This is a genomic window from Streptomyces sp. NPDC003691 (assembly GCF_053981115.1).
Window position 1 is genome coordinate 60,659 of record NZ_JBSFNQ010000003.1, and the last position, 23,460, is coordinate 84,118.

Sequence of the window (23,460 nt, forward strand, 5' to 3'; positions counted from 1 at the left end):
GCTGCTTGTACGGCCCCTTGTACGGTACGGCTGTTTCAGGTGGCGAATGCCTCCCGTACCGCCTCGTACTCCCGGGTCCACCACACCGCCAGGGCCGACACCGCGGCGAACTGCGGGTCGGCCCTCCGGTCCTGGCGCTGATAGCGCCACCGCAGTATCCAGAAGTCGTTGAGCCGCTCCCACCACACGCGGTGTACGGCCGCGGCGAGTTCGGAGGTGTCGGCACCGACGGCCCGCCGGTACGCCCGCGCGTACGCCCGGACCTTCGTCAGCTCCAGCGCGCCTTCGGGCCGTACGAAGAAGATGGCGGCCGCCCGGACCGCCTCCTCGGCCCGCGGCTGGACGCCCAGCCGGTCCCAGTCGACGATCGCGGCGGGTTCGGCGCCCCGGTAGAGGAGGTTGAGGGGGTGGAAGTCCCCGTGCACCCAGGCTCCGGCGGGCGCGGGTGGCGGCCGCAGATCGGCGTGCAGCTCCAGCAGGGTCCGGCGTTCGACGAGCCGGTGCTCGGCGAGCACGTCGAAGGAGTCGCGGGGGCCGCCCGCGGACCGGATCAGCGAGAGCAACTCGTCGATCAGGGAGAACGTCTCCCGGGGGTCGGCGCTCTCGCGGCCGTCCAGCGGGCCGGGCTCCCGCCCGGCGGCCGGGCCGGGCGGACCGTCCATCACCTGTTCCAGACAGGTGTGCACCAGACCGAGCAGGGCGCCCAGCCGGCGGCATTCGACGGTGGAGAGATGGGCGCCGTCGCGGTGGCGGCCGTCCACCCAGGGGTGCAGGGCATAGCAGTGGCCGCCGATGACGGCGACGGTGTCGCCGCGGGTGTCCTCGACGGGCGGGGCGACCGGCACCCCGAGGGGTTCCAGCCGCCGGATGGCCCGGTGCTGGCGGACGATGACCTCGGGATCGTCGTCCAGATGGTGCTTGAGGAAGTAGGCGCCCCGGGTGGTGGAGAGCCGGTAGCCACGGTTGAGCAGGCCCTCGGAGACCGGCTCGCAGGACAGGGGTTCGCCGGGGTTGTCGTAGCGGCGCAGCAGGGCGCCGACGGGAGGGACGGCGGTGTCATATGAGCGCGGCACTCGCCAGATGCTAGATCACGCAGCGTGTCCGTTGGGCTGCTCTTCGCAATAGTCCAGCGTATGCAGCGTGACGAACTGAGGTTCGACGCGCATGAATACGGGCTCGAAGGGTTCGCCGTCGGCCTGCTCCGGTTCGGCACCGAAGAGGCGCTGTTCCTCGGCGGTCGGGCAGACGATCCGGGCGGTGCCGATGAACTGGACGGACCAGACGGAACGGCCGCCGTGGTGGAAGGAGTCCGCGCCGTAGGCGACGACGCTGCCGTTGCAGGCGCGGTGGTAGCCGAAGCCGCGGTGGATGCGGATGAGGACCGCGCCGTCGTGGACGATATGCCGGGCGGGCGCGACGAAGGGCATCGCCCGCATGCTGGTCGCGAGCCGGCCGAAGGAGACCCGGCCGAGCAGTTCGATGGCGCGGGCGGTGTCCGTATCGGTGTCCGTATCGCCCGTATCGCCCGTATGGAAGTCCGTACCGAAGCCCGTACCGAAGTCCGTACCGGCGGGGCTGCCCACCGCACCGGCGCTGATTCCGGCGAAGCCGCCCGGGTCGCCGAAGCCACCGGTGCCGCCGGAGCCCGCGGGGTCACCGGGGCCCGCGGGGTCACCGGAGCCGCCCGGGCCGCCGGGACCGGCGGTGCGGCCCGGTGCGGCCGGGGCGCCGAGAGTGCCGAGGGAACCGACCGTGCCGGGGTGGCCGGGAACACCGGATACGCCGGGGCCGCTCGGGGCGCCGGAGGTGCCGGATGCGCCCGGGGGGCCGCCGGGGCGGCCCGCGGAGGCGGGGGACTCGGGGGGCATGACCTCCACTCTCGGCCCGGGAAGCGGTGCGCGGAAGGGGCCGCCGCCCCTGCTCGGCGGGGACGTTAGTCCCGCCCGGGCGGTGCCGGGCGGGCCGGAAGGTTCTGGTGAATACGTCACGGAGAGTGATACCCCCTGGTGCGGCGTGGTACGCCTGCTGATGTGCTCCGTACGCCGCCGTCGCCGTACGCCTGCTGTTCCGCCGCTGCTCCGCCCGCGGCGGGCGCCCGGCCCCCGCGGGCCCGCGGGTCCCTGCCCCCGGGCCGGACCGCCCCCCGATCCCGCCCCGTAAGCCCTGGTCAGGGCCCCGGTCGGAGCCCTGCTCGGGGCCCTGACCAGGACCCCGGTGAGGCCCTAGTGACTCCCCGAAGGGGAAGAGGAGCGCCCCTCCGCCTGGAGGCGGGCGACATAGGCCGCCGCCTGGGAGCGCCGTTCCATGCCCAGCTTGCTGAGCAGGCTCGACACATAGTTCTTGATGGTCTTCTCGGCGAGGTGCAGCCGCTCGCCGATCGCCCGGTTGGTCATGCCCTCCCCGATCAGGTCGAGGATCCGCCGCTCCTGGTCGGTCAGCGAGGCGATCTTGTCGTCCCGCTTGGGGCCGCCGTCCCGGAGCCGGGCGAGGACCCTTGCGGTGGCGACCGGGTCCAGCAGGGAGCGCCCCGCCGCGACATCGCGGACCGCCGACAGCAGTTCATTGCCCCGGATCGCCTTCAGGACATATCCGGACGCGCCGGCCATGATGGCGTCGAAAAGGGCCTCGTCGTCCGCGAAGGACGTCAGCATCAGGCATTTGATGGACTCGTCCCGGGAACGGATCTCCCGGCAGACCTCCACTCCGCTGCCGTCCGGAAGCCGGACGTCGAGCACGGCGACATCGGGTCGGGTCGCCGGAATCCGGGCAAGGGCGTCCTCCGCCGTCCCGGCCTCGCCGACGACCACGATGTCCTCCTCGACGGAGAGCAGTTCATGGACGCCCCGGCGGACGACTTCATGATCATCGAGCAGGAATACGGTGATTTTTCCTTCTTCGCGCACGCTTGCAGTCTCACACATCGACTCTTCCCGTGCCCCGGGTGGCCGGGATACCGTGCGGTTGTTCCCGGCGGTTCACCAGGCCGCCACCAATGGCCGCGTCCAAGGCCCTGACCAGTGATTGTTCCCCCGGCGGCACCCCTTTAGCGGATTTACTTGGAAATCCAAGCAAAAATGCAGGTCAAATGGGGTTTCGCAGGAATGAGGGACACTGGGTAACGTGCTGAGGACAGGGCGCTCGCCGGGGCAACTGTCACGTCTTGTCCCGGCGCCGCACCCACCCCGTGCGGACAGCGGGATCAGGCGAGCCTCCCCGGCCCTCCGAGGCCGGGGCGACCCCAGGCTCCCGGCGAACCCGGGAGACCGGACAGACGGAGGAGCACGCACGTGACCGTGGAGAGCACTGCCGCCCGCAAACCGCGACGGACGAGCGGCAGCAAGCGCGTGAGCGCGGCGAAGAAACCACAGCGTTCCGAGCCCGAGCTGGTACAGCTGCTGAATCCCGAGGGCGACCGCGTACCGCACCCCGACTTCGCCCTCGACCCGACCCCCGAAGAGCTGCGCGGCTACTACCGGGACATGGTCCTCACCCGCCGTTTCGACGCGGAGGCCACGGCTCTCCAGCGCCAGGGTGAACTGGGTCTCTGGGCCTCCCTGCTGGGCCAGGAGGCGGCGCAGATCGGTTCCGGCCGGGCCCTGCGGGACGACGACTACGTCTTCCCGACCTACCGGGAGCACGGTGTGGCCTGGTGCCGCGGCGTCGACCCCACCAATCTGCTGGGCATGTTCCGCGGCGTCAACAACGGCGGCTGGGACCCCAGGAGCAACAACTTCCACCTCTACACCATCGTCATCGGCGCGCAGACGCTGCACGCCACCGGCTATGCGATGGGTATCGCCAAGGACGGCGCCGATTCCGCCGTGATCGCCTACTTCGGCGACGGCGCCTCCAGCCAGGGCGACGTGGCCGAGTCGTTCACCTTCTCCGCGGTCTACAACGCGCCCGTCGTCTTCTTCTGCCAGAACAACCAGTGGGCCATCTCCGAGCCGACCGAGCGCCAGACCCGGGTACCGCTCTACCAGCGCGCCCAGGGCTTCGGCTTCCCCGGTGTCCGCGTCGACGGCAACGACGTCCTCGCCTGTCTGGCCGTCACCCGCTGGGCGCTGGAGCGCGCCCGCCGCGGCGAGGGCCCCACCCTGGTCGAGGCGTTCACCTACCGGATGGGCGCGCACACCACCTCCGACGACCCCACCAAGTACCGCGCCGACGACGAGCGGGTGGCCTGGGAGGCCAAGGACCCGATCCTGCGGCTGCGCCGGCATCTGGAGAAGGAGGGCCACGCGGACGAGGCCTTCTTCGCCGCTCTGGAGGAGGAGAGCGACGCGCTGGCCAAGCGGGTGCGGGAGGCGGTCCGGTCGATGCCCGACCCCGACCCGATGGCGATGTTCGACAACGTCTACGCCGACGGGCACGCGCTCGTCGACGAGGAGCGCGCGCAGTTCGCCGCGTACCAGGCGTCCTTCGCGGACACCCCCGGCACCCCCGGCGCTCATGGCACTTCCGGCACTCCCGGCACTCACGGAGAGGGGCACTGACCGTGGCCGCCCAGAAACTTCCCCTCGCCAAGGCGCTCAACGAGTCGCTGCGCAAGGCGCTGGAGACCGACCCCAAGGTCCTCGTCATGGGTGAGGACGTCGGCAAGCTCGGCGGGGTCTTCCGGATCACCGACGGCCTCCAGAAGGACTTCGGCGAGGACCGGGTGATCGACACCCCGCTCGCCGAGTCCGGGATCATCGGCACCGCCATCGGGCTCGCCCTGCGCGGCTACCGGCCGGTCGCCGAGATCCAGTTCGACGGCTTCGTCTTCCCCGCGTACGACCAGATCGTCACCCAGCTGGCGAAGATGCACGCCCGCGCGCTCGGCGCGGTCAAGCTGCCGGTCGTGGTGCGTATTCCGTACGGCGGCGGCATCGGCGCGGTGGAGCACCACAGCGAGTCGCCGGAGTCGCTGTTCGCCCATGTCGCCGGGTTGAAGATCGTCTCCCCGTCGAACGCGTCCGACGCGTACTGGATGCTCCAGCAGGCCATCCAGAGCGACGACCCGGTCATCTTCTTCGAGCCCAAGCGGCGCTACTGGGACAAGGGCGAGGTCGACACCGAGGCGATTCCCGGCCCCCTGCACACCGCCCGGGTGGTGCGCGAGGGCGACCGGATCACGCTGGCGGCGTACGGGCCGATGGTGAAGGTCTGTACGGAGGCGGCCGCGGCGGCCGCGGAGGACGGCGTCTCCGTCGAGGTGCTCGACCTGCGCTCCGTCTCGCCGCTCGACTTCGACACCGTCCAGCGGTCGGTGGAGAAGACCGGCAGGCTGGTGGTGGTCCACGAGGCCCCGGTGTTCTACGGTTCGGGCGCGGAGATCGCCGCCCGGATCACCGAGCGGTGCTTCTACCACCTGGAGGCACCGGTGCTGAGGGTCGGCGGCTTCCACGCCCCCTACCCGCCGGCGCGGCTGGAGGAGGAGTACCTGCCGGGTCTGGACCGGGTGCTCGACGCAGTCGACCGTGCGCTGGCGTACTGAGGAACGAGGGAGTGCCGAGATCATGACGGAGAACGCTTCGCGCTTCCGTGAGTTCAAGATGCCCGATGTGGGCGAGGGACTCACCGAGGCGGAGATCCTCAAGTGGTACGTACAGCCGGGTGACACGGTCACCGACGGCCAGGTCGTCTGCGAGGTCGAGACGGCGAAGGCGGCGGTCGAGCTGCCCATCCCGTACGACGGTGTGGTGCACGAGCTGCGCTTCCCGGAGGGCACGACGGTCGACGTCGGCCAGGTGATCATTTCGGTGGATGTGGCGCCCGGCACGGCCGCGGCAGCGGGCGGGGCCGCCTCGGGGGAGGCCCCCGCAACCGCCGCCGCGAACGCGCCCGCAACCGCCCCCGCCGCCGCGCCGGAGACCGCCGCCGAGGAGGCGCCGAAGGGGCGTACCCCGGTGCTCGTCGGGTACGGCGTGGCCGAGACGTCCACCCGGCGCAGGCCCCGCAGGACCACGGCCGCCGCGCCCGCCGCGCAGGTACCGGTGCAGCAGGCCGCCGCCGCGCTCCAGCCCGAGCTGAACGGCGCCGGTCCGGCGGGCGGGAACGGCGGCGGTGAGCTGAACGGCAGCCGGTCCGGCCTCCCGGACCTCGCCGATGCCGCTCCGGCGGCCCCCGGCTCCCGGCCGCTGGCCAAGCCGCCGGTCCGGAAGCTGGCCAAGGACCTGGGCGTCGACCTGACGCGGGTGGTCCCCACCGGCCCGGACGGCATCATCACCCGGGACGACGTCCGCGCGGTCCTCGAAGCCTCGGCGGCCGCCGAGGCCCCGGCGACGGCCCCGGCGGAGAGCGCCCCCGAGCCCGCCGCCGTACCGCAGGCCGGGGTCCGGGAGACCCGTATCCCGGTCAAGGGAGTACGGAAGGCGACCGCGGCGGCCATGGTGGGCAGTGCCTTCACCGCGCCGCACGTCACCGAGTTCGTCACCTTCGACATCAGCCGTACGGTGAAGCTGGTCGAGGAGCTGAAGGACGATCCGGACCTGGCCGGACTGCGGGTCAACCCGCTGCTGCTGATCGCCCGGGCGGTGCTGGTCGCGCTCCGGCGCAACCCCGGGATCAACGCCTCCTGGGACGAGGCCAACCAGGAGATCGTCCAGAAGCACTACGTCAATCTGGGCATCGCCGCGGCCACCCCGCGCGGTCTGATCGTGCCGAACATCAAGGACGCGCAGGACCGGACCCTGCCCGAGCTGGCCGCCGCGCTCGGCGAGCTGGTCTCGGTGGCCCGGGAGGGGAAGACCACGCCCGCCGCGATGCAGGGCGGCACGATCACCATCACCAATGTCGGTGTCTTCGGCATCGACAGCGGTACCCCGATCCTGAACCCGGGCGAGTCCGCGATCCTCGCGGTCGGCGCCATCAAGCTCCGGCCCTGGGTCCACAAGGGGAAGGTGAAGCCGCGTCAGGTCACCACGCTGGGGCTCTCCTTCGACCACCGGCTGATCGACGGTGAGCTGGGCTCCCGCTTCCTGGCGGATATCGCGGCGATCCTGGAGCAGCCGAAGAAGCTGATCACCTGGGTCTGAGCACCCGCCGCCCGCACAACAGCCCGGGGCCCGTGACACGGCACAGTGTCACGGGCCCCGGGCTGTTGTACCGGTACCGCCGTGGTGAGCGGCGGCCGTCCGCGGTACGGATCAGTCGCGCTGGGCGCCGGCCGGCAGGGACCGGAGCTGCATGCTCTTCGCGGTGGTCGACTTGAAGCCGTAGTCCAGCATCTTGGCGGCGTCCTTGAAGCGGTCCGGGCCGTTCAGGGCGACACCGATGTACGTCTTGCCGTTACGGGTGGCGGCGAACACCAGGCAGGGGCCCGCGGCCGTACCGGTACCGGTCTTCACACCGGCCGCGCCCGAGTAGGAGCCGAGCAGCTTGTTGGTGTTGTACCAGGTGTACGTGCGCTTCTTGCCGTTGGAGGCGGTGGCGACGGCCACGTACTTCTGCGCCTTGACGACCTCGCGGAAGGTCGGGTTGCTGAAGGCGTGACGGGCCATCTTCGCCATGTCGTTGGCGGAGGTGTAGTTCTGCCCGGCCGCGGAGATGCCGTCGAAGGAGTCGAACTTGGTGTTCTTCAGACCGAGCGCGGCGGCCTTGCGGTTCATGCTCGCGATGAACGACTTGGTCCGGGCGGCGGTGGTGCTGCCGGTGCCGAAGGCGTCGGCGAGGGCGTAGGCGGCGTCGCAGCCGGACGGCAGCATCAGGCCCGACAGCAGCTGCCGGACCGTCAGCACGTCGCCGACCTTGAGCTGGGCGGAGCTGCCGCCCTTCTTGACCACGTAGTCGGTGTACGTCTTCGAGATGGTGATCTTGCGGTTCAGGTTGAGCTTCGGCGTGGTGAGGACCGTGGCCGCGGTGACGAGCTTCGTCGTGCTCGCCATCTGGCGGCGGGTGTCCGCGCCCTTGCGGTAGACCGGCTTGCCCGTGGCGTAGTCGATCATGGCGGCGCTCTTGGCGCTGACGGTCGGCACCGCAGGCGCGGCGGCCTGCGCGGTGGGCGCGGCGAAGGGGGAAGCGGCGAGCAGCAGGCCGCTGGAGAGGACGACGGTGGCGGCGCGGCGGGCGCGCACGCTGCTGAGTATCAAAAGAAACGCTCCGATAGGGACGAATGCGTCAATTGCCGTAATGCGTAAGGAAATGCAAAGAGTGGGGACCCGGGTGGCCGTGGGCCACAAGGGGTCGAAGGGGTAGACGATCGAACGCCTCGAATGGATGCACGATGCAGTGGCGTTTCTGCGAAAAGGATGCGGATCCGGGGTGTTCTGCGTCACGGCCGGTCCGGCCGTGGGCGCGGGCGCCGGTCCGTTCCGGGCCGCGGGTGCGGGTGCGGGTGCGGCTGTGGACCGGGTGCGGGTGCGGGCGGTCCGGCCCGTACCACCGGTCGGACACCCCCTGGGCATGCACCTCTGTTGTATCTAAGCTGTGCCCATGCCTGCCGCCGCGCCCGCCACCCCCGCCGCCGAACGTGTCTACGTCCACATCAAGCAGGCCGTTCTCGACCGCCGTTACGCCGGCGGGACCCTGCTCACCGAAGGCGAACTCGCCGACGCGGTGGGCGTCTCCCGCACTCCCGTCCGGGAGGCGCTGCTCAAATTGGAGGTCGAGGGGCTGATCAAGCTCTACCCCAAGAAGGGCGCGCTGGTCCTCGCCGTATCGGCCCAGGAGATCGCCGATGTCGTCGAGACCCGGCTGCTGGTCGAGGAGCATGCCGCCCGTAAGGCGGTCCCCGCGTCGCCGCAGTTGCTGGCGAGGCTGGAGGAGCTGCTGGAGCAGCAGAAGCGCCAGGGCGAGGAGGGCGATCTGGCGGCCGTCGCCGTCACCGACCGGAACTTTCATCTGGAGATCGTCCGCAGCGGCGGCAACGCCATCCTCTCCAAGCTGTACGAGCAGCTCCGCGACCGCCAGCTCCGGATGGGCGTCGCCGTGATGCATGCCCACCCCGACCGGATCGCCAAGAACGTGGTGGAGCACGGCGAGATTCTGGAAGCGCTCCGGGCGGGCGATCCGGAGGCCGCCGCCGCCACCATCCACCGGCATGTCGGCTGGGTCAGCAGTCTGGCGCGGGGCGATGTCCGATGAGCCCGCGGTCCGCCGCGGGCGTACCCGGTCCGATATCCCTGCCCGGTGACCCCCCAGGCGGCCGCCGCGCCGCTCTGATCTGGGGCATCGGGGTCTCCGTCTACTGCGTCGCCGTCGTCTTCCGGACCTCGCTGGGCGTCGCCGGTCTCGATGCCGCGGACCGCTTCGGGGTGGGCGCCTCCGCCCTCTCCACCTTCTCCATCCTCCAACTGCTGGTCTACGCGGGAATGCAGATCCCCGTGGGCGTCCTCGTCGACCGGCTCGGCACCAAGAAGGTGCTGTCCATCGGGGCGGCCCTGTTCACCCTCGGCCAGCTGGGCTTCGCGCTCTTCCCGACCTACGAAACGGCTCTCGCCGCCCGGGTCCTCCTCGGCTGCGGCGACGCGATGACCTTCATCAGCGTGCTCCGGCTGGGCGGGCGCTGGTTCCCCGCCCGGCGCGGTCCGCTGATCGGCCAGATCGCCGCGCTCTTCGGGATGGCCGGGAACCTGGTCTCCACGGTCGTGCTCTCCCGGGTGCTCGACGACGCCGGATGGGTCGTCGCCTTCGGCGGCAGCTCGGTGGCCGGGGCGGTCGTCCTGGTCCTGGTGCTCTGTTTCCTCAAGGACCATCCGGAGGGCCACGAGCCCGCGCCCGTCCGGCACCGGGGGCGGGGCTTCGTCCGCCGTCAGATCGCCGACTCCTGGCGGGAGCCGGGCACCCGGCTCGGGATGTGGGTCCACTTCACCACGCAGTTCCCGGCGATGGTCTTCATGCTGCTCTGGGGGATGCCGTTCCTGGTGGAGGCGGAGGGGCTGAGCCGGGAGACCGCCGGTGCCCTGCTCACCCTGGTGGTGCTGGTGAGCATGGTGGTGGGGCTGGTGTACGGGCAGATCATCGCGCGCCACCATGCCGCGCGGCTGCCGCTGGCCCTGGGGACGGTCCTGGCCACGGCCGTGGTCTGGGGCGCGGTGCTGGCGTATCCGGGCGGCCGGGCTCCGTTCTGGCTGCTGATCACCCTCTGTACGGTCCTCGGCGCCTGCGGACCGGCCTCCATGATCGGTTTCGACTTCGCGCGGCCCGCGAATCCGCCGGAGCGCCAGGGCACGGCCTCGGGCATCGTCAATGTCGGCGGCTTCACCGCGTCCATGACCACCCTGCTGGCGATCGGACTGCTGCTGGACCTGAGCGGCGGCGACTACCGGACCGCCTTCTCCAGCGTCTTCGTACTGGAGGCGCTGGGCGTCGTCCAGATGCTCCGGCTGCGCGGCCGGACGGTCCGCCGGGAGCGGGAACGGCTGGTGGCGAGCCGGGTGGAGGCGGTGCACGTACCGGCGAAGGCATGACCGGAAGGGCAGCTCCGGGCAGGGCAGCTCCGGGCAAGGTGTGACGGGCAGGCACGACCGGCAGGGCGTGACCGGGCAGCCCTGGCCGGGTAGGCGTGGCCGGACAGGTCACGGCCGGGCACCGGGCCGCTTCCCGCGGTGCGGGGCGGTGCCGTAGGGCCGGGCAGTCGGTACCGTATCGCCGGGATTGTCCCGATATCTCGGGGCGGGCGGTGCAGTGCGGGGCGGACCGCGGCCGGTCGTTGCCCGCGCGGGAGGGTCCCGCCGGCGGCGGGCACGCGCGTGCAGCGGCCCCGGGCGTCCCGGACCTGCCGGGGCGTCCTGACGGGTCAGGGGGTGACCGCGAACTCCCGCAGGATGACGGCGCCCAGCTCCTGGTCGCCGTCCACCTTGACCCGGTCGGCCACCGCCGCCGGGCGCACCCGGCCGCAGGCCAGCCGGTAGTACGTCTCCCAGTCGGTGGCGAGGGTGACCACGGGGCCCAGGGAGGGCGAGCCGTCGACCGTGCCGCGTCCGTCCGGGCCGATCCGGACCGTACGGAGGAACTCCACCGGCCCGTGGACATCGATGACCACCGCGGAGTTCGGCGGGGCGCCCGCGTCCTTGGCGATCACCTTGGGCAGCGCTTCCAGCAGCACGTCCCGGGTGATGTGCGCGCCCGGGGAGTCCAGGTTCCCCGGCCGGCCCAGCGCATGGCGCAGGTCCTGCTCGTGGACCCAGGAGTCGAAGGCCCGCATCCGCATCGCCAGTTCGAGGGTCTGCTCGGCCCCGAGCGGCGCCCGTACCACGGTGTCCGGGGTGCGGTTCTCGTTCCGCAGCTGCCGGGCCCGCCGGATCAGCACGTACTCCAGCTCGCCCACCATCTCCGGTGCGGTGTGGTGCCGCCGCACGTCCACCTGCATCTCCATGTACCGCGCGAAGTCGCTCTTCACGTGGTAGAGGTCACGGGGCAGGGTGTGGATCGGCCGAGGGTCGCCGAGGAACTCGGTCTCCATGCCGATGACATGGGAGACGATGTCCCGGACGGACCAGGAGGGGCAGGGGGTTGCCCGGTTCCACTCGCCTTCGACGAGGGGTGTCACCAGCTCCGTTATTGCTTCGAGGGAGTGGGTCCAGGCATCGGCGTAGGTCTGGAGGCTGGGATGGACGGTCACGGGACCCCTCGACGATTCTGCGGGTGGCTGGCGGTGGCTAGGACGGTGGCGGAAGGTGCGGCGGGCCGGTTGCGGTGGGAGTGGGAGGCTCGACAGTAAGTTACGCCGCCGGAGCGCGGCCCGGCAGGGCTTTCGTCTCACGATCGTAGGCCCGGGGGCAAGGCCGGAGCACCGGAGCGGTGGGGGTTCGCCGGGTTCACCGGCATTCTCCTGCGGAGTACCGCACCGCCCGGGCGGTGCTACCCGATGGCGGATCGGGTAGTAATGATAGTGCTACTCGGGTAGCCTTGATGGTATGAAGATCAGTGTCAGCCTCCCCGAGAGCGATGTCGCGTTCCTCGACGACTACGCGGCGGCGACATCGGCCGATTCCCGGTCCGCCGTGATCCAGGCCGCCATCGGCCTGCTCCGCGCCTCCGAGCTGGAGGCCGAGTATGCGCAGGCATGGCAGGAATGGGGGCTGGACGAGGTCGCCGGAGCCTGGGACGGCACGACGGGAGACGGCCTTACCGATGCAGCGCGGTGACATCTATCTGATCGACTTCGACCCGGTCCGCGGCAGCGAGGCGAGCAAGGCACGGCCCGCCGTCATCGTCTCCAACGACGCGGCCAACCGCTCCGTCTCCCGGCACGGCCGTGGTGTGCTGACGGTGGTGCCGGTCACCTCCAACACCACCCGGGTGTTCCCCTTCCAGGTCCTGCTCCCGGCGGGTACCGCCGGCCTCACCCGTGATTCCAAGGCCCAGGCCGAGCAGGTTCGCGCCGTCTCGGTCGACCGTCTCTCGCACCGGATCGGTACGCTCCCCGGCGACCGGCTCGCCCGGCTGGACGCGGCACTCCGGCTCCATCTCGGCCTGTAACGGAAGCCCCTTCTCCCCGGTCCGCCGCTCCCGCGCCCCGGAATGCGGGGGTCCGCCCATGCTGTTGGATGGAGGCATGGCTACTCGTGCACGTGTTCGCGCCCCCGAGCTGGTCGGCGGGGGCGGCTGGCTCAACACCGGCGGCAGGGAACTGAAGCTCGCCGATCTCCGCGGCAAGATCGTCGTCCTCGACTTCTGGACCTTCTGCTGTATCAACTGCCTGCATGTCCTGGACGAACTCCGGGAGCTGGAGGAGCAGCACCGCGACACCCTGGTGATCATCGGGGTGCACTCGCCGAAGTTCGTGCACGAGGCGGACCACCGGGCGGTCGTGGACGCCGTCGAGCGGTACCAGGTGGCGCACCCGGTGCTCGACGACCCGGAGCTGGTGACCTGGAAGCAGTACGCGGTACGGGCCTGGCCGACGCTCGTGGTCATCGACCCCGAGGGATATGTGGTCGCCCAGCACGCGGGCGAGGGGCACGCCCATGCCATCGCCCGGCTGGTGGCCGGTCTTGAGGAGGAGCACGCGGCCAAGGGGACGCTGCGGCGCGGGGACGGGCCGTATGTAGCGCCCGAACCCGTCGCGACCGAACTGCGCTTCCCCGGCAAGGCACTGCCGCTGCCCTCCGGGAATCTGCTGGTCTCCGACTCCACCCGGCACCAGTTGGTGGAGCTGGCGCCCGACGGCGAGACGGCCGTCCGGCGGATCGGCGGGGAGAAGGAGTTCAACGAGCCGCAGGGGCTGGCCCTGCTCCCCGACGGACGGGTGGCCGTCGCCGATACGGTCAACCACCGGATCCGGGCCTGGGACCCGTCGAGCGGGGCCGTCGAGACCCTGGCGGGCACCGGGAAGCAGTGGTGGCAGGGTTCGCCCACCGAGGGGCCCGCCCTGGCGGTCGACCTGTCGTCGCCGTGGGATCTGGCCTGGTGGGACGGGCTGCTGTGGATCGCCATGGCCGGGACGCACCAGCTCTGGACGTACGACCCGGAGGCGGGCACGGTCCGCCGGGCGGCGGGCACCACCAACGAGGGCCTGGTCGACGGGCCCGCGGACGAGGCCTGGTTCGCCCAGCCGTCGGGGCTCGCGGTCGCCACGGCGGGCGACCGGCTGTGGATCGCGGACTCGGAGACCTCGGCGCTGCGGTGGATCGACCGGGACGGGGCCGTGCACACGGCCGTCGGCACCGGGCTCTTCGACTTCGGGCACCGGGACGGCGACGCGGAGCAGGCGCTGTTCCAGCATCCGCTGGGGGTGACGGCGCTGCCGGACGGCTCGGTCGCCGTCTGCGACACCTACAACCACGCGCTGCGCCGCTACGATCCGGCGACCGGGCAGGTGACGACGCTCGCGACGGATCTTCGGGAGCCCTCCGGCGCGGTGCTGGTGGACGGCGACATCGTGGTCGTGGAGTCCGCGGCGCACCGGCTGACCCGGCTGCGGCTGCCGGAGGAGGCGGTCCGGGTGGCAGCGGTGGCCCACCGTACGCAGCGGGCGGCGACGCCCGTCGCGGGCGGGGAGGTGCTGCTCGATGTGGTCTTCGAGGCCCCCGAGGGGCAGAAGCTGGACACCCGGTACGGCCCGTCGACCCGGCTGCTGGTCTCGGCGACCCCGCCGGAGCTGCTGACGGCCGGGGCGGGCACCGGCACCGAGCTGTCGCGGCGGCTGGAGATCGACCCGGCGGTCGGGGAGGGCGTGCTGCACGTCTCGGCGATGGCGGCGTCCTGCGACGACGATCCGGCCAACGAGTACCCGGCGTGCCATGTGCACCAGCAGGACTGGGGCGTTCCGGTCCGGGTGACCGCGGACGGCGAGACCCGGCTGCCGCTGATCCTGGCGGGCATGGCCTGACGGCCCGGCCCGGGCGCGGGGCCGCTTGCCCGCCCGGTCCGGCCGGCCATTTGCCCGGTGGTCCGCCTGGCCGCTTGTCCGGCAGCTCATCAGGACGTCTGCTCGTCCCGCCGCCCGGGCCCGCGGGCGGCAGGGTGCGGGGCGGTCGGCCGCTTGACCCGCAGCCCGGTCCGGCCGGGTTCGGCCGGCCGCTTGACCTGGGGTCGCCTGACCGCGGGGCGGCCCGGCTGCCCGGCCCGGCCACCTGACCGGCCGGGAAGCGGACGACCGGGCCCGGGGCGATGCCCCGCGCCCGCCCGCTCGCCCCGGCCGGAAGCCGGGATCAGGGATCAGGGAATCTTGTTGGCGGCGATCGGGGAGACCGCGATGCACGGGCTGATCGCCGCGGCGCCGCTGCTCTTCTTCTCGACCAGGACCTTGCCCTCGTGGGTCACCTTGCAGGTGATGTCGGCGGCCGCGCCCGCGTCCAGGGCGGAGGGGATGACGGTGGGCGCCATGACGCCGCGCAGCGTGACCGTCTTCGTCCACGGGAGCTGCGGCTTGTTCACCGTCTCCAGAGTGGGGTTGAGGGCGTCGCCCTTCCCGTTGGCGAACTCGATGGAATCGACGTTCTTGCCGGTGACCTCGTAGGTCACCTGGTACTCCTTGTTGACCGTCTCGTCGACGGCCTTGGACGCCTCCTCCTTGACCTTGTCCTTCACGGCGTCCTCGGCGGCGGAGCAGCCGGTGACGGCGAGAACGAGGCCCGCGGCGAGCGCGGCGGCGGCGGTGGTGTGGCGCAGGGTACGGCGCATGGAGAATCCCCCCGGGTCGTGATCGGCAGAGCCGCAGATAATCGTAAAGCGCAGGTAAAGTCAAACTTGGCGGGGCCGGGACGGGCCGGCCGGCGGGCCGCGACTGTGCCGCGGCCCGGCCGGTGGATCAGCCCTCCAGGAACGCCACCAGTGCGTTCGCCAGCAGATACGGGTCCCGGGCCCCGCACAGTTCCCGTGCGCTGTGCATCGAGAGGATCGCCACACCGATGTCGACGGTCCGGATGCCGTGCCGGGCGGCCGTGATCGGGCCGATGGTGGTGCCGCACGGCATCGCGTTGTTGGAGACGAAGGTCTGCCAGGGCACGCCCGCCCGCTCGCACGCCGCGGCGAACACGGCCCGCCCGGAGCCGTCGGTGGCGTACCGCTGATTGACATTGACCTTGAGGATCGGGCCGCCGTTGGCCCGGGGGTGGTGCGTCGGGTCGTGGCGCTCCGGGTAGTTGGGGTGGACGGCGTGGCCGGTGTCGGAGGAGAGGCAGACCGTCCCGGCGAAGGCGCGCGCCCGGTCCTCGTAGCTCCCGCCGCGGGCGTACACCGAGCGCTCCAGCACCGAGCCGAGCAGCGGGCCCTCGGCGCCGGTGTCGGACTGGGAGCCGTTCTCCTCGTGGTCGAAGGCGGCGAGCACGGGGATGTACGGCAGGGCGGCGCCGCGCGCGGAGACCGCGGCGAGCGCGGCGGTGCCCGCGTGCACCGAGAGCAGGTTGTCCATCCGGGGGCCGGCCACCAGCTCCCGGTCCCGGCCGAGATAGGCGGGCGGCTCCACCGGGTGCACCATCAGGTCCCAGCCGGTCACCGAACCCTCCGGCAGCCCGGCCTCCTCCTCCAGGAAGCGGATCAGGTCCCCTTCCAGGACCTCCCCGAGACCCCAGACGGGCTGCATATGGCGCTGCTTGTCGAGCTTCAGCCCCTCGGTGTTGACCGAGCGGTCCAGGTGGACGGCGAGCTGCGGCACCCGCAGCAGCGCCCGGTCCACATTGACCAGCCGCTCGGAGCCGTCCCGCAGGGTCAGCCGCCCGGCGAGGCCGAGGTCCCGGTCCAGCCAGGTGTTGAGCAGGGTCCCGCCGTACAGCTCGACGGCGACCTGGCGCCAGCCCGCGGAGCCGGCGTCGGGATGGGGCTTGACCCGCAGGTTCGGCGAGTCGGTGTGCGCGCCGACGATCCGGAACGGGGTGTGCGGCGCGGCGCCCTCGGGCACGAACCAGGCGATGATCGCCCCGCCGCGGATCACATAGCGCCCGCCCGCCTCGCCGTCCCAGGCATCGGCCTCCCGCACCTCGCGGAACCCGGCCTTCTCCAGCCTCTCGGCGGTGTTGGCCACGGCGTGGTACGGCGAGGGCGACGCGGCCAGGAACGACATCATCTCGTCGGTGTGACCGGGGCCGAAGGGCCCGGCCGCGCTGCTGGTGCTCTGCGGACTGCTGCTCATGAGCCCACTGTAACGACCACGCGTCGGCGGCCCGGGGGCCCTGTGGAAAACCCGGGTGACGGCCGTACGCACAGCCCGCGGCGGGCTCAGAGCCGGTGGTACTCGGCCAGGTCGATGTCTACCCCGAAGGGCTCGTCCGTCTTCAGCCGGTCGCGGTGCACCCCGGTGGGCTCGTAGACCCCGGTGACCCCGGAGCGCACATGCGTACGGACCACGGGCAGCCTGGTGCGGGGGTCCATCTCGACGAGCCAGAAGTGGGGGATGCCCGCGGCGGCGTACTTGTGGGGCTTGGTGTCGCGGTCCCGGGACTCGGAATCGGGGGAGACGACCTCGATGGCGAGTACGACGTCCTCGGCCTGGTAGCGGGTCTGCTCGTCCACGCCGTCGCTCTCGGCCGTCACGACCACCAGATCGGGCTCCGGGACGGTCTTGGGGGTCAGCACCACCGCCATTTCCCGACGCACCCGCAGATGCGCGGGAATGGTCTGCCGCAGGCCCAGCTCCAGCAGGAACATCACCAGCGAGTGGAACTTGCGCTGTGGACTCACGAAAACCAGGCTCCCGTCGATCATCTCGGTGTGCGGCGGGAGATCGAGGGCGAAGTAGTCGTCCGCGGTGTAGCCGTCCTGCGGGGGCATCGGCCACGCGGAGCCGTCAGGCTGTCGGTGCTGCGCGTGGTCCTTGGCCTGGGCAGTCATGGTGATTCCTCCCATGGACGGGATCCTGGACCCTGACGTCAGCGTACCCAGTTGATACGAGGAAACCGTCACCTGAAGGGGCGGTGTGCGCGCCTGCGGTTGACGAAGGTGCCTGGAAGCCGCTGCTCAGTGGCCTGGGTGCTCACGGCTTCTTCCCGTCCGTCAGCGCGTCGTCCGCCAGTGCGTCGTCCGGGAGTTCCAGGGTTGCCGGGTTGCCCTTCTGGACCTGGCGGGAGCGGTCGGCGACCAGGGTGCCGAGGGCGGCGAGTTCCTGCGGGGAGTAGTTCTTCGTCAGGGTCCCCAGGCCGCCGGTGCGGACCGTCACCACCGTGGTGCCGACGGTCGCCGAGAGCAGGGTGCCGGGGCTGTTGAGGCGGGTGGTGCCCTTCTGCGCGAGGGCGGCGTCGCCGACGCGGGTCGGGAGGGTGACCGGGGTGATGCCCTTGGGGAGCAGCTCCGTGGCTGCCAGACGCGCCATGACCAGCGGGTGCGCCGTGGTCGCCGCCTTCCCGGACTCGTAGGCGTACACCGTGAACTCGATATGCCCGGCGTCCCGGTTGGTGAAGAAGGCGCTGCTCATCCGCAGGGCGCCCGCGCACCAGGCGGAGGCGCCGGTGCACCCGGCGGCCTTCCCGGTGAGGTCCTCCGCGGTGGGGCGGGTGTTGAGGGCCCAGTCGAGGATGTCGTCGGCGCGCGGGAGGACCGCGACCGTCTGCTCCGGGGTGAGCCGGACGGCGGCCCGCTTCTCCTCGTCGACATGGGTCCAGCGCGGCTCCGGGCCGCCGGACTTCTCCTCCGCGCCCGGGTCCGAGCAGCCGGTGAGGAGGACCGCCGCGGCCGTCAGCGCCGCCGCGAGGCCGGTGAAGCGTGCGTTACCGGTGAAGCGCGCATTGCCCGTGATGCGTGCGTTGCGCGTGATGCGTGCCTTGCCCGTGAAGTCCATGGTCCCCCGTCCCGTTGGCGCGATCATACGAACGGTCCGGGCCCTCGGGAATCCCCGAAGGCCCGGACCGGCGTACGCGTTCGGCTGCAGAACCGCCACGGGACGGAAACCCGGCGGCTCAGCGGCGGCGCGGGCTCAGAAGGCCGCCTCGTCCAGCTCCATCAGCGAGCCGTCGACCGACTCCGCCAGCGCGCGCTCCACCGAGACACCCGGCAGGACATTGGCGGCGAAGAACTTCGCCGCGGCGATCTTGCCCTGGTAGAACGGCACGTCCTTCGCGGAGGCCGAGCCCGTCCGGAGCTTCTCGGCCGCGACGGCCGCGCCGCGCAGCAGCAGATATCCGACGACGACGTCCCCGGACGCGTACAGCAGACGCGTCGTGTTGAGGCCGACCTTGTAGATGTTCCGGACGTCCTCGCCGGTGGCGATCAGGTCCTTCGTCATCGCGTTGACGATGGCCTCCAGGCCCACGGCCGCCTTGGCGAGCGCGTCCCTGGCCGGGGCCAGCTCCTCGCCGCCCTCGGCGAGCGCGAGGAACTTCTTGATCTCCTCGGCCAGCCCGTTCAGCGCCTGCCCCTGGTCGCGGACGATCTTCCGGAAGAAGTAGTCCTGGCCCTGGATGGCCGTGGTGCCCTCGTAGAGGGTGTCGATCTTGGCGTCGCGGATGTACTGCTCCAGCGGGTACTCCTGGAGGTAGCCGGAGCCGCCGAAGATCTGGAGCGCCTGGGCCAGCTGCTCGTACGACTTCTCGGAGCCGTAGCCCTTGACGATCGGCAGCAGCAGGTCGTTCAGCGCGACCAGGGCCGCCGGGTCCTCGCCCGCCGCCTCCTTGACCGCGATGTCGTCCTGGACGGACGCGGTGTAGAGGACGAGGGCGCGCATGCCCTCGGCGTACGCCTTCTGCGTCATCAGGGAGCGGCGGACGTCCGGGTGGTGGGTGATGGTGACCTTGGGCGCGGTCTTGTCCATGAAGTTGACCAGGTCCTGGCCCTGGACGCGCTCCTTGGCGTACTCCAGCGCGTTCAGATAGCCGCTGGAGAGCGTCGCGATCGCCTTGGTGCCGACCATCATCCGGGCGAACTCGATGATCATGAACATCTGGCGGATGCCGTCGTGCTTGTCGCCGATCAGCCAGCCCTTGGCGGGGTGCCGGTCGCCGAACGTCATCTCGCAGGTGTTGGAGGCCTTCAGGCCCATCTTGTGCTCGACGTTGGTCGCGTAGACGCCGTTGCGCTCGCCCAGCTCGCCGGTCTCCCAGTCGAACTCGTACTTCGGTACGAGGAAGAGGGAGAGGCCCTTGGTGCCGGGTCCGGCGCCCTCGGGGCGGGCCAGCACATAGTGGAAGATGTTCTCCGCCATATCGTGCTCGCCCGAGGTGATGAACCGCTTCACGCCCTCGATGTGCCAGGTGCCGTCGTCCTGCCGCACGGCCTTCGTCCGGCCCGCGCCCACGTCCGAGCCGGCGTCCGGCTCGGTGAGGACCATGGTGGAGCCCCACTGCTTCTCGACGGCGAGGGCAGCGACCTTCTTCTGGGCCTCGTTGCCCTCGGCGTAGAGGATTCCGGCGAAGGCCGGTCCCGACGCGTACATCCAGATCGCGGGGTTCGCGCCGAGCAGCAGCTCCGCGTACGACCAGATCAGGGAGCGGGGCGCGGTGGTGCCGCCGATCTCCTCGGGCAGGCCGAGCCGCCAGTACTCCGAGTCCATGAAGGCCTGGTAGCTCTTCCTGAAGGTCTCGGGCACCGGGGCGGTGCTGGTGGCGGGGTCGAAGACCGGCGGATTGCGGTCGGCGTCCGCGAACGACGCGGCGAGGTCGTTCTCGGCGAGCCTGGCCAGCTCTTCGAGGATGCTCCGTGCGGTATCGGCGTCCATCTCGGCGAACGGACCCGTGCCGTACAGCTTGTCGCGCCCGAGGACCTCGAAGAGGTTGAACTCGATGTCGCGGAGATTCGACTTGTAGTGCCCCATGGCGACGGCTCCGTAAAGATCGAAACACAGTACCGGTGAGTAGCTACCGCCATGATGCTACCCATCGGTAATAAGGCACAACCCCGAAGCCGTCATCTGTGACTCGTTACTCTTACGGGCATGTACGGCTATGACCAGAGTCAGGGCGCTCAGCAGCAGCAGTACGCACCCCAGCAGCCCTACGGGGCCCAGCCGCACGGCCAGCCGTCCCACGGGCAGCATGCGTCGGTGCCGGGTCAGCCGCTCTACCCCGAGCCGTCCCCGCCGTCCCTCGCCGACGCCGTCCGGGCCTTCACCACCGGCTCGCTCGCCGCGGAGGACTTCCAGCAGATCTTCGCCACCTCCAAGGTCTACTGCCCGCGCGGCGACAATCCGGGCTTCCTCGCGCTGCACAACACCCAGCAGCCGGTGATCCCGATGTTCACCTCGCTGAAGGAGCTGCGGCGGTACGCGGGCAAGGAGTCGAAGTACTTCGTGATCACCGGCGCCGAGGTGATCGACCTGCTCCCCACCGGCTACGGCTTCGTCCTCGACATGGAGGGGCAGCACCGGATGGTGTTCGACGCGAAGGCGGTCGAGCAGATGGTCGACTTCGCGATGCGCCGGATGTACGGCTGACCGCGGATGCGGCTGAGCGCCGCGCCGCACCGCACTGCACGGCACCGCACGAGGGTCCGGGGGGAATACGCTCCGGGCCCTCCGGCGTTCCCGGTGGCAGAAAGTTCAGCATTCAACTAAAGTGGGACCCGGTAGCCCGAGGAGGTACCCCATGCCCGCAGTGACCGTAGAGAACCCGCTGACCCTGCCGCGCGTCGCCGCACCCGCCGATGCCGTCGCCCGCCCCGTGCTGGCCGTCTCCACGGCCCCCACCGGGTTCGAGGGCGAGGGCTTCCCGGTGCGCCGCGCGTTCGCCGGGATCAACTACCGCTACCTCGACCCGTTCATCATGATGGACCAGATGGGCGAGGTGGAGTACGCGCCGGGCGAGCCCAAGGGCACGCCCTGGCACCCCCACCGCGGCTTCGAGACCGTCACGTACATCATCGACGGGATCTTCGACCACCACGACAGCCAGGGCGGCGGCGGCACCATCACCAACGGCGACACCCAGTGGATGACGGCCGGCTCGGGCCTTCTCCACATCGAGGCGCCGCCGGAGCACCTGGTCATGTCGGGCGGCCTCTTCCACGGCGTCCAGCTGTGGGTGAACCTCCCGGCCAAGGACAAGATGATGGCCCCCCGCTACCAGGACATCCGCGGCGGCCAGGTCCAGCTCCTCACCTCCCCCGACGGGGGTGCGCTGCTCCGGGTCATCGCCGGTGAGCTGGACGGACACGCCGGTCCCGGGATCACCCACACCCCGATCACCATGATCCACGCCACCCTGCGGCCGGGCGCCGAGATCACCCTGCCGTGGCAGCAGGACTTCAACGGTCTGGCGTACGTCCTGGCGGGCCGGGGCGCTGTCGGCGCCGAGCGGCGGCCGGTCGTCTCCGGCCAGACCGTGGTCTTCGGCGACGGCGGCTCGCTGACCGTCCGTGCGGACGAGAAGCAGGACGCGCACACCCCCGACCTGGAGGTCGTGCTGCTGGGCGGACGGCCGATCCGGGAGCCGATGGCGCACTACGGGCCGTTCGTGATGAACACCCGCGAGGAGCTCCAGCAGGCGTTCGACGACTTCCAGAAGGGCCGGCTGGGCACGATCCCCGCGGTCCACGGCATGAAGGCGTCGGGTCCGGGTAACGGCGAGTAAGAGCCGGTCCCCACCGGGGCCCGCGCCCCGACCGCACCAACCGGGGCCCGCGCCCCGACAGGACAAGCCGGGGCCCCTGGGCCCCGGCAAGACCCCGCCGGACCGTTCCCCCGACGGCCCGGCGGCCCGCCGCCCACCCGTTCCCCCGACGGGTGGGCGGCCTTTTTCCGTTGTTCCGGGCGGTACGGGGGCGGGTGGGCCGGGCGTGCGCTCTCCCTGTGCGGTCCGGCCCGCCCGTACCCTCGCGCCCCGGGGGAACGCTCTCCTCGTGCGCCCTGCGCCCCGGGGGCGCGCGACCCCGCCCAGCAAGGCCCGGCCTCACCCACAAGGCCCCGCCCCTCCCGCAAGGCCCCCGTGTCACCCGTACGGGCGGCACCGGCGCGCCCGCCGGGGCCCGGTGTGATCGCGTGGGAGCGTGCACACCCTCCTGCCCGAACCGGTACGGCGGCTCGCCGCCTGGTGCGCCGTCCTCCTGCTGGTCGCCGGGGTCGGCGCGGTGGGGGTCTGGCTGGTCATCACCTTCCGTATCGCCGTCACCCCTCTTCTGCTGGCGATCCTCGGCACGGCCCTGCTCGGCCCGCTCCACCGCAGGCTGGTGCGGATGAAGGTCCACCCGTCGCTGGCGGCCGGGCTGACCTGCGTCGCCGTCGTCGCGGTCGTCGGCGGGGCGATGTACATCGTCGTGGGCGCGCTGGTCGACAACGGCACCCAGATCATCTCGTCGCTCCGCAGCGCCGCGGAGGGCATCACCCGGCACTTCGGCGCCGCGGGCACCTCCCTCGCCGATGTCGCCCGCAATGCCAAGGACCTGCTGGCCAAGTTCGGCGGGACCGCCGCGTCCGGGGTGATCAGCGGGCTGAGCGTGGCCGGACAGGCCATCGCCACCGCCGTACTGGCCCTGCTGCTGATCTTCTTCTTCCTCCGGGACTCCGGGAAGGCCGCCGGGTTCGCCCGCTCGGTGATCCCCGGACCGGCCGGGGAGACCGTGGAGGCCATGGGCCGCCGGGCCTTCGAGGCCGTCGAGGGCTTTATGCGCGGTACGACGTTCATCGCCCTCATCGACGCCGTGCTGATCACCGTCGGACTGCTGGTCCTCCGGGTCCCGGGCGCGGTCGGGCTGGGCGCCCTGGTCTTCGTCGGCGCCTACATCCCGTACCTCGGCGCCTTTCTCTCCGGCGCCGTCGCCGTCCTGGTGGCGCTGGCCGACCGGGGCTGGGTGATCGCGCTCTGGGTGCTGGGCGTGGTGCTGGCGGTGCAGGTGATCGAAGGCCATCTGCTCCAGCCGATGATCCAGAGCCGGACCGTCCAGATGCACCCGGCGGTGGTGATGCTGGCGATCACGGCGGGCGCGGGGGTGGCGGGAATCCTCGGGATGCTGCTGGCCGTGCCGGTGACGGCGGCGGCCTTCGGGATCATCGGCGAGCTGCGGACCCGGTACGGGCGGGCGGACGAGGCGCCGCCGGGCGCGGGAGATCCGGCGCCGGAGCCGTAGCCGGGCGGGCGCCCGGCCGGCCGGGGGTGCCGTAGCCGGCCGGGCTCCGGGGCATGGCCGGAGGCCCGGAGGCGGTCAGGGCCCCGGGAAACGGCCGGGGGCCCCGTA

General features: G+C 71.6%; 21 protein-coding genes. 11 read left to right on the forward strand and 10 right to left on the reverse strand.

Annotated features, from left to right (window positions below; genetic code table 11):
• Positions 1–35: 35 nt before the first annotated feature.
• From ACWDR0_RS02385 to ACWDR0_RS02395, 3 genes are all read right to left on the reverse strand, one after another.
• Positions 36–1,073, reverse strand: a complete 1,038-nt coding sequence (locus ACWDR0_RS02385; RefSeq protein ID WP_456349721.1) for a phosphotransferase — start codon at positions 1,071–1,073, stop codon at positions 36–38.
• A 15-nt stretch (positions 1,074–1,088) separates the two neighbouring features.
• Complete coding sequence (locus ACWDR0_RS02390; protein ID WP_456349722.1) at positions 1,089–1,868, reverse strand: pyridoxamine 5'-phosphate oxidase family protein; 780 nt, start codon at positions 1,866–1,868, stop codon at positions 1,089–1,091.
• A 354-nt stretch (positions 1,869–2,222) separates the two neighbouring features.
• On the reverse strand, positions 2,223–2,903 hold the full coding sequence (locus ACWDR0_RS02395) for a response regulator (protein WP_456349723.1): 681 nt from the start codon (positions 2,901–2,903) through the stop codon (positions 2,223–2,225).
• Positions 2,904–3,287: 384 nt separating this feature from the next.
• On the opposite strand from ACWDR0_RS02395, the gene pdhA reads away from it, so the two are divergent.
• From pdhA to ACWDR0_RS02410, 3 genes are read left to right on the forward strand one after another with little or no spacing between them, the layout of a single operon-like run.
• The gene (gene pdhA, locus ACWDR0_RS02400) at positions 3,288–4,496 is read left to right on the forward strand and encodes a pyruvate dehydrogenase (acetyl-transferring) E1 component subunit alpha (RefSeq protein WP_456349724.1); all 1,209 of its coding nucleotides are present in this window, start codon (positions 3,288–3,290) and stop codon (positions 4,494–4,496) included.
• A gap of 2 nt (positions 4,497–4,498) precedes the next feature.
• The gene (locus tag ACWDR0_RS02405; protein ID WP_456349725.1) at positions 4,499–5,479 is read left to right on the forward strand and encodes an alpha-ketoacid dehydrogenase subunit beta; all 981 of its coding nucleotides are present in this window, start codon (positions 4,499–4,501) and stop codon (positions 5,477–5,479) included.
• A gap of 22 nt (positions 5,480–5,501) precedes the next feature.
• Positions 5,502–7,019, forward strand: a complete 1,518-nt coding sequence (locus tag ACWDR0_RS02410) for a dihydrolipoamide acetyltransferase family protein (RefSeq protein ID WP_456349726.1) — start codon at positions 5,502–5,504, stop codon at positions 7,017–7,019.
• A gap of 111 nt (positions 7,020–7,130) precedes the next feature.
• On the opposite strand, the gene ACWDR0_RS02415 is transcribed toward ACWDR0_RS02410, so the two are convergent.
• The gene (locus tag ACWDR0_RS02415; RefSeq protein ID WP_456349727.1) at positions 7,131–8,057 is read right to left on the reverse strand and encodes a D-alanyl-D-alanine carboxypeptidase family protein; all 927 of its coding nucleotides are present in this window, start codon (positions 8,055–8,057) and stop codon (positions 7,131–7,133) included.
• A 358-nt stretch (positions 8,058–8,415) separates the two neighbouring features.
• Between ACWDR0_RS02415 and ACWDR0_RS02420 the strand changes: the two genes are divergently transcribed.
• Positions 8,416–9,066 (forward strand): GntR family transcriptional regulator, encoded by a 651-nt coding sequence (locus tag ACWDR0_RS02420; RefSeq protein ID WP_456349728.1) that lies wholly within the window; start codon positions 8,416–8,418, stop codon positions 9,064–9,066.
• Positions 9,063–10,391, forward strand: coding sequence for an MFS transporter (locus ACWDR0_RS02425; RefSeq protein WP_456349729.1), 1,329 nt, complete (start codon positions 9,063–9,065; stop codon positions 10,389–10,391). Before ACWDR0_RS02420 ends, ACWDR0_RS02425 begins: the two co-directional genes overlap by 4 nt.
• A 329-nt stretch (positions 10,392–10,720) precedes the next feature.
• Here the strand turns inward: ACWDR0_RS02425 and ACWDR0_RS02430 are convergent, their stop codons facing one another.
• The gene (locus tag ACWDR0_RS02430) at positions 10,721–11,545 is read right to left on the reverse strand and encodes a maleylpyruvate isomerase family mycothiol-dependent enzyme (protein WP_456349730.1); all 825 of its coding nucleotides are present in this window, start codon (positions 11,543–11,545) and stop codon (positions 10,721–10,723) included.
• Positions 11,546–11,840: 295 nt separating this feature from the next.
• Between ACWDR0_RS02430 and ACWDR0_RS02435 the strand changes: the two genes are divergently transcribed.
• The 3 genes from ACWDR0_RS02435 (at position 11,841) to ACWDR0_RS02445 (ending at position 14,257) form a co-directional block, all read left to right on the forward strand.
• On the forward strand, positions 11,841–12,071 hold the full coding sequence (locus tag ACWDR0_RS02435; RefSeq protein WP_456349731.1) for a ribbon-helix-helix domain-containing protein: 231 nt from the start codon (positions 11,841–11,843) through the stop codon (positions 12,069–12,071).
• On the forward strand, positions 12,058–12,405 hold the full coding sequence (locus ACWDR0_RS02440; RefSeq protein WP_456349732.1) for a type II toxin-antitoxin system PemK/MazF family toxin: 348 nt from the start codon (positions 12,058–12,060) through the stop codon (positions 12,403–12,405). The genes ACWDR0_RS02435 and ACWDR0_RS02440 overlap by 14 nt, the downstream gene beginning before the upstream one ends.
• Positions 12,406–12,481: 76 nt before the next feature.
• Positions 12,482–14,257 carry an NHL domain-containing thioredoxin family protein gene (locus tag ACWDR0_RS02445; RefSeq protein WP_456349733.1) on the forward strand — a complete coding sequence of 592 codons (1,776 nt, stop codon included), beginning with the start codon at positions 12,482–12,484 and terminating at the stop codon, positions 14,255–14,257.
• A 329-nt stretch (positions 14,258–14,586) separates the two neighbouring features.
• Here ACWDR0_RS02445 and ACWDR0_RS02450 read toward each other — a convergent pair whose 3' ends face one another.
• The 5 genes from ACWDR0_RS02450 to ACWDR0_RS02470 form a co-directional block, all read right to left on the reverse strand.
• Positions 14,587–15,051 (reverse strand): MmpS family transport accessory protein, encoded by a 465-nt coding sequence (locus ACWDR0_RS02450; RefSeq protein ID WP_456349734.1) that lies wholly within the window; start codon positions 15,049–15,051, stop codon positions 14,587–14,589.
• A 127-nt stretch (positions 15,052–15,178) separates the two neighbouring features.
• A complete protein-coding gene (locus tag ACWDR0_RS02455) occupies positions 15,179–16,498 on the reverse strand; it encodes a M18 family aminopeptidase (RefSeq protein WP_456349735.1) in 1,320 nt (439 codons plus the stop codon).
• Positions 16,499–16,584: 86 nt separating this feature from the next.
• Positions 16,585–17,211, reverse strand: a complete 627-nt coding sequence (locus ACWDR0_RS02460) for a Uma2 family endonuclease (RefSeq protein ID WP_456349736.1) — start codon at positions 17,209–17,211, stop codon at positions 16,585–16,587.
• Between the two features lie 127 nt (positions 17,212–17,338).
• Complete coding sequence (locus ACWDR0_RS02465; protein ID WP_456349737.1) at positions 17,339–18,166, reverse strand: hypothetical protein; 828 nt, start codon at positions 18,164–18,166, stop codon at positions 17,339–17,341.
• 108 nt (positions 18,167–18,274) lie between these two features.
• Positions 18,275–20,107 (reverse strand): acyl-CoA dehydrogenase, encoded by a 1,833-nt coding sequence (locus tag ACWDR0_RS02470; RefSeq protein WP_456349738.1) that lies wholly within the window; start codon positions 20,105–20,107, stop codon positions 18,275–18,277.
• Between the two features lie 120 nt (positions 20,108–20,227).
• Here ACWDR0_RS02470 and ACWDR0_RS02475 point away from each other — a divergent pair, with 120 nt between their 5' ends.
• From ACWDR0_RS02475 to ACWDR0_RS02485, 3 genes are all read left to right on the forward strand, one after another.
• The gene (locus ACWDR0_RS02475; protein WP_456349739.1) at positions 20,228–20,725 is read left to right on the forward strand and encodes an SseB family protein; all 498 of its coding nucleotides are present in this window, start codon (positions 20,228–20,230) and stop codon (positions 20,723–20,725) included.
• A gap of 151 nt (positions 20,726–20,876) precedes the next feature.
• Entirely contained in the window at positions 20,877–21,860 is a 984-nt protein-coding gene (locus ACWDR0_RS02480) for a pirin family protein (RefSeq protein ID WP_456349740.1), read from the forward strand.
• Positions 21,861–22,275: 415 nt separating this feature from the next.
• Positions 22,276–23,352: an AI-2E family transporter gene (locus ACWDR0_RS02485; protein WP_456349741.1), complete on the forward strand. Its 1,077-nt coding sequence runs from the start codon at positions 22,276–22,278 to the stop codon at positions 23,350–23,352.
• Positions 23,353–23,460: the final 108 nt, after the last annotated feature.

Bases quoted from the DNA above. Each gene is read 5' to 3' on its own strand.
- ACWDR0_RS02465 (WP_456349737.1), bottom strand. From the start codon at position 18,166: ATGATCGCGCCAACGGGACGGGGGACCATGGACTTCACGGGCAAGGCA.
- ACWDR0_RS02450 (WP_456349734.1), bottom strand. From the start codon at position 15,051: ATGCGCCGTACCCTGCGCCACACCACCGCCGCCGCCGCGCTCGCCGCG.
- ACWDR0_RS02425 (WP_456349729.1), top strand. From the start codon at position 9,063: ATGAGCCCGCGGTCCGCCGCGGGCGTACCCGGTCCGATATCCCTGCCC.
- ACWDR0_RS02470 (WP_456349738.1), bottom strand. From the start codon at position 20,107: ATGGGGCACTACAAGTCGAATCTCCGCGACATCGAGTTCAACCTCTTC.
- ACWDR0_RS02420 (WP_456349728.1), top strand. From the start codon at position 8,416: ATGCCTGCCGCCGCGCCCGCCACCCCCGCCGCCGAACGTGTCTACGTC.
- ACWDR0_RS02445 (WP_456349733.1), top strand. From the start codon at position 12,482: ATGGCTACTCGTGCACGTGTTCGCGCCCCCGAGCTGGTCGGCGGGGGC.
- ACWDR0_RS02455 (WP_456349735.1), bottom strand. From the start codon at position 16,498: ATGAGCAGCAGTCCGCAGAGCACCAGCAGCGCGGCCGGGCCCTTCGGC.
- ACWDR0_RS02475 (WP_456349739.1), top strand. From the start codon at position 20,228: ATGTACGGCTATGACCAGAGTCAGGGCGCTCAGCAGCAGCAGTACGCA.
- ACWDR0_RS02440 (WP_456349732.1), top strand. From the start codon at position 12,058: ATGCAGCGCGGTGACATCTATCTGATCGACTTCGACCCGGTCCGCGGC.
- ACWDR0_RS02460 (WP_456349736.1), bottom strand. From the start codon at position 17,211: ATGGGAGGAATCACCATGACTGCCCAGGCCAAGGACCACGCGCAGCAC.
- ACWDR0_RS02435 (WP_456349731.1), top strand. From the start codon at position 11,841: ATGAAGATCAGTGTCAGCCTCCCCGAGAGCGATGTCGCGTTCCTCGAC.
- ACWDR0_RS02410 (WP_456349726.1), top strand. From the start codon at position 5,502: ATGACGGAGAACGCTTCGCGCTTCCGTGAGTTCAAGATGCCCGATGTG.
- ACWDR0_RS02480 (WP_456349740.1), top strand. From the start codon at position 20,877: ATGCCCGCAGTGACCGTAGAGAACCCGCTGACCCTGCCGCGCGTCGCC.
- ACWDR0_RS02390 (WP_456349722.1), bottom strand. From the start codon at position 1,868: ATGCCCCCCGAGTCCCCCGCCTCCGCGGGCCGCCCCGGCGGCCCCCCG.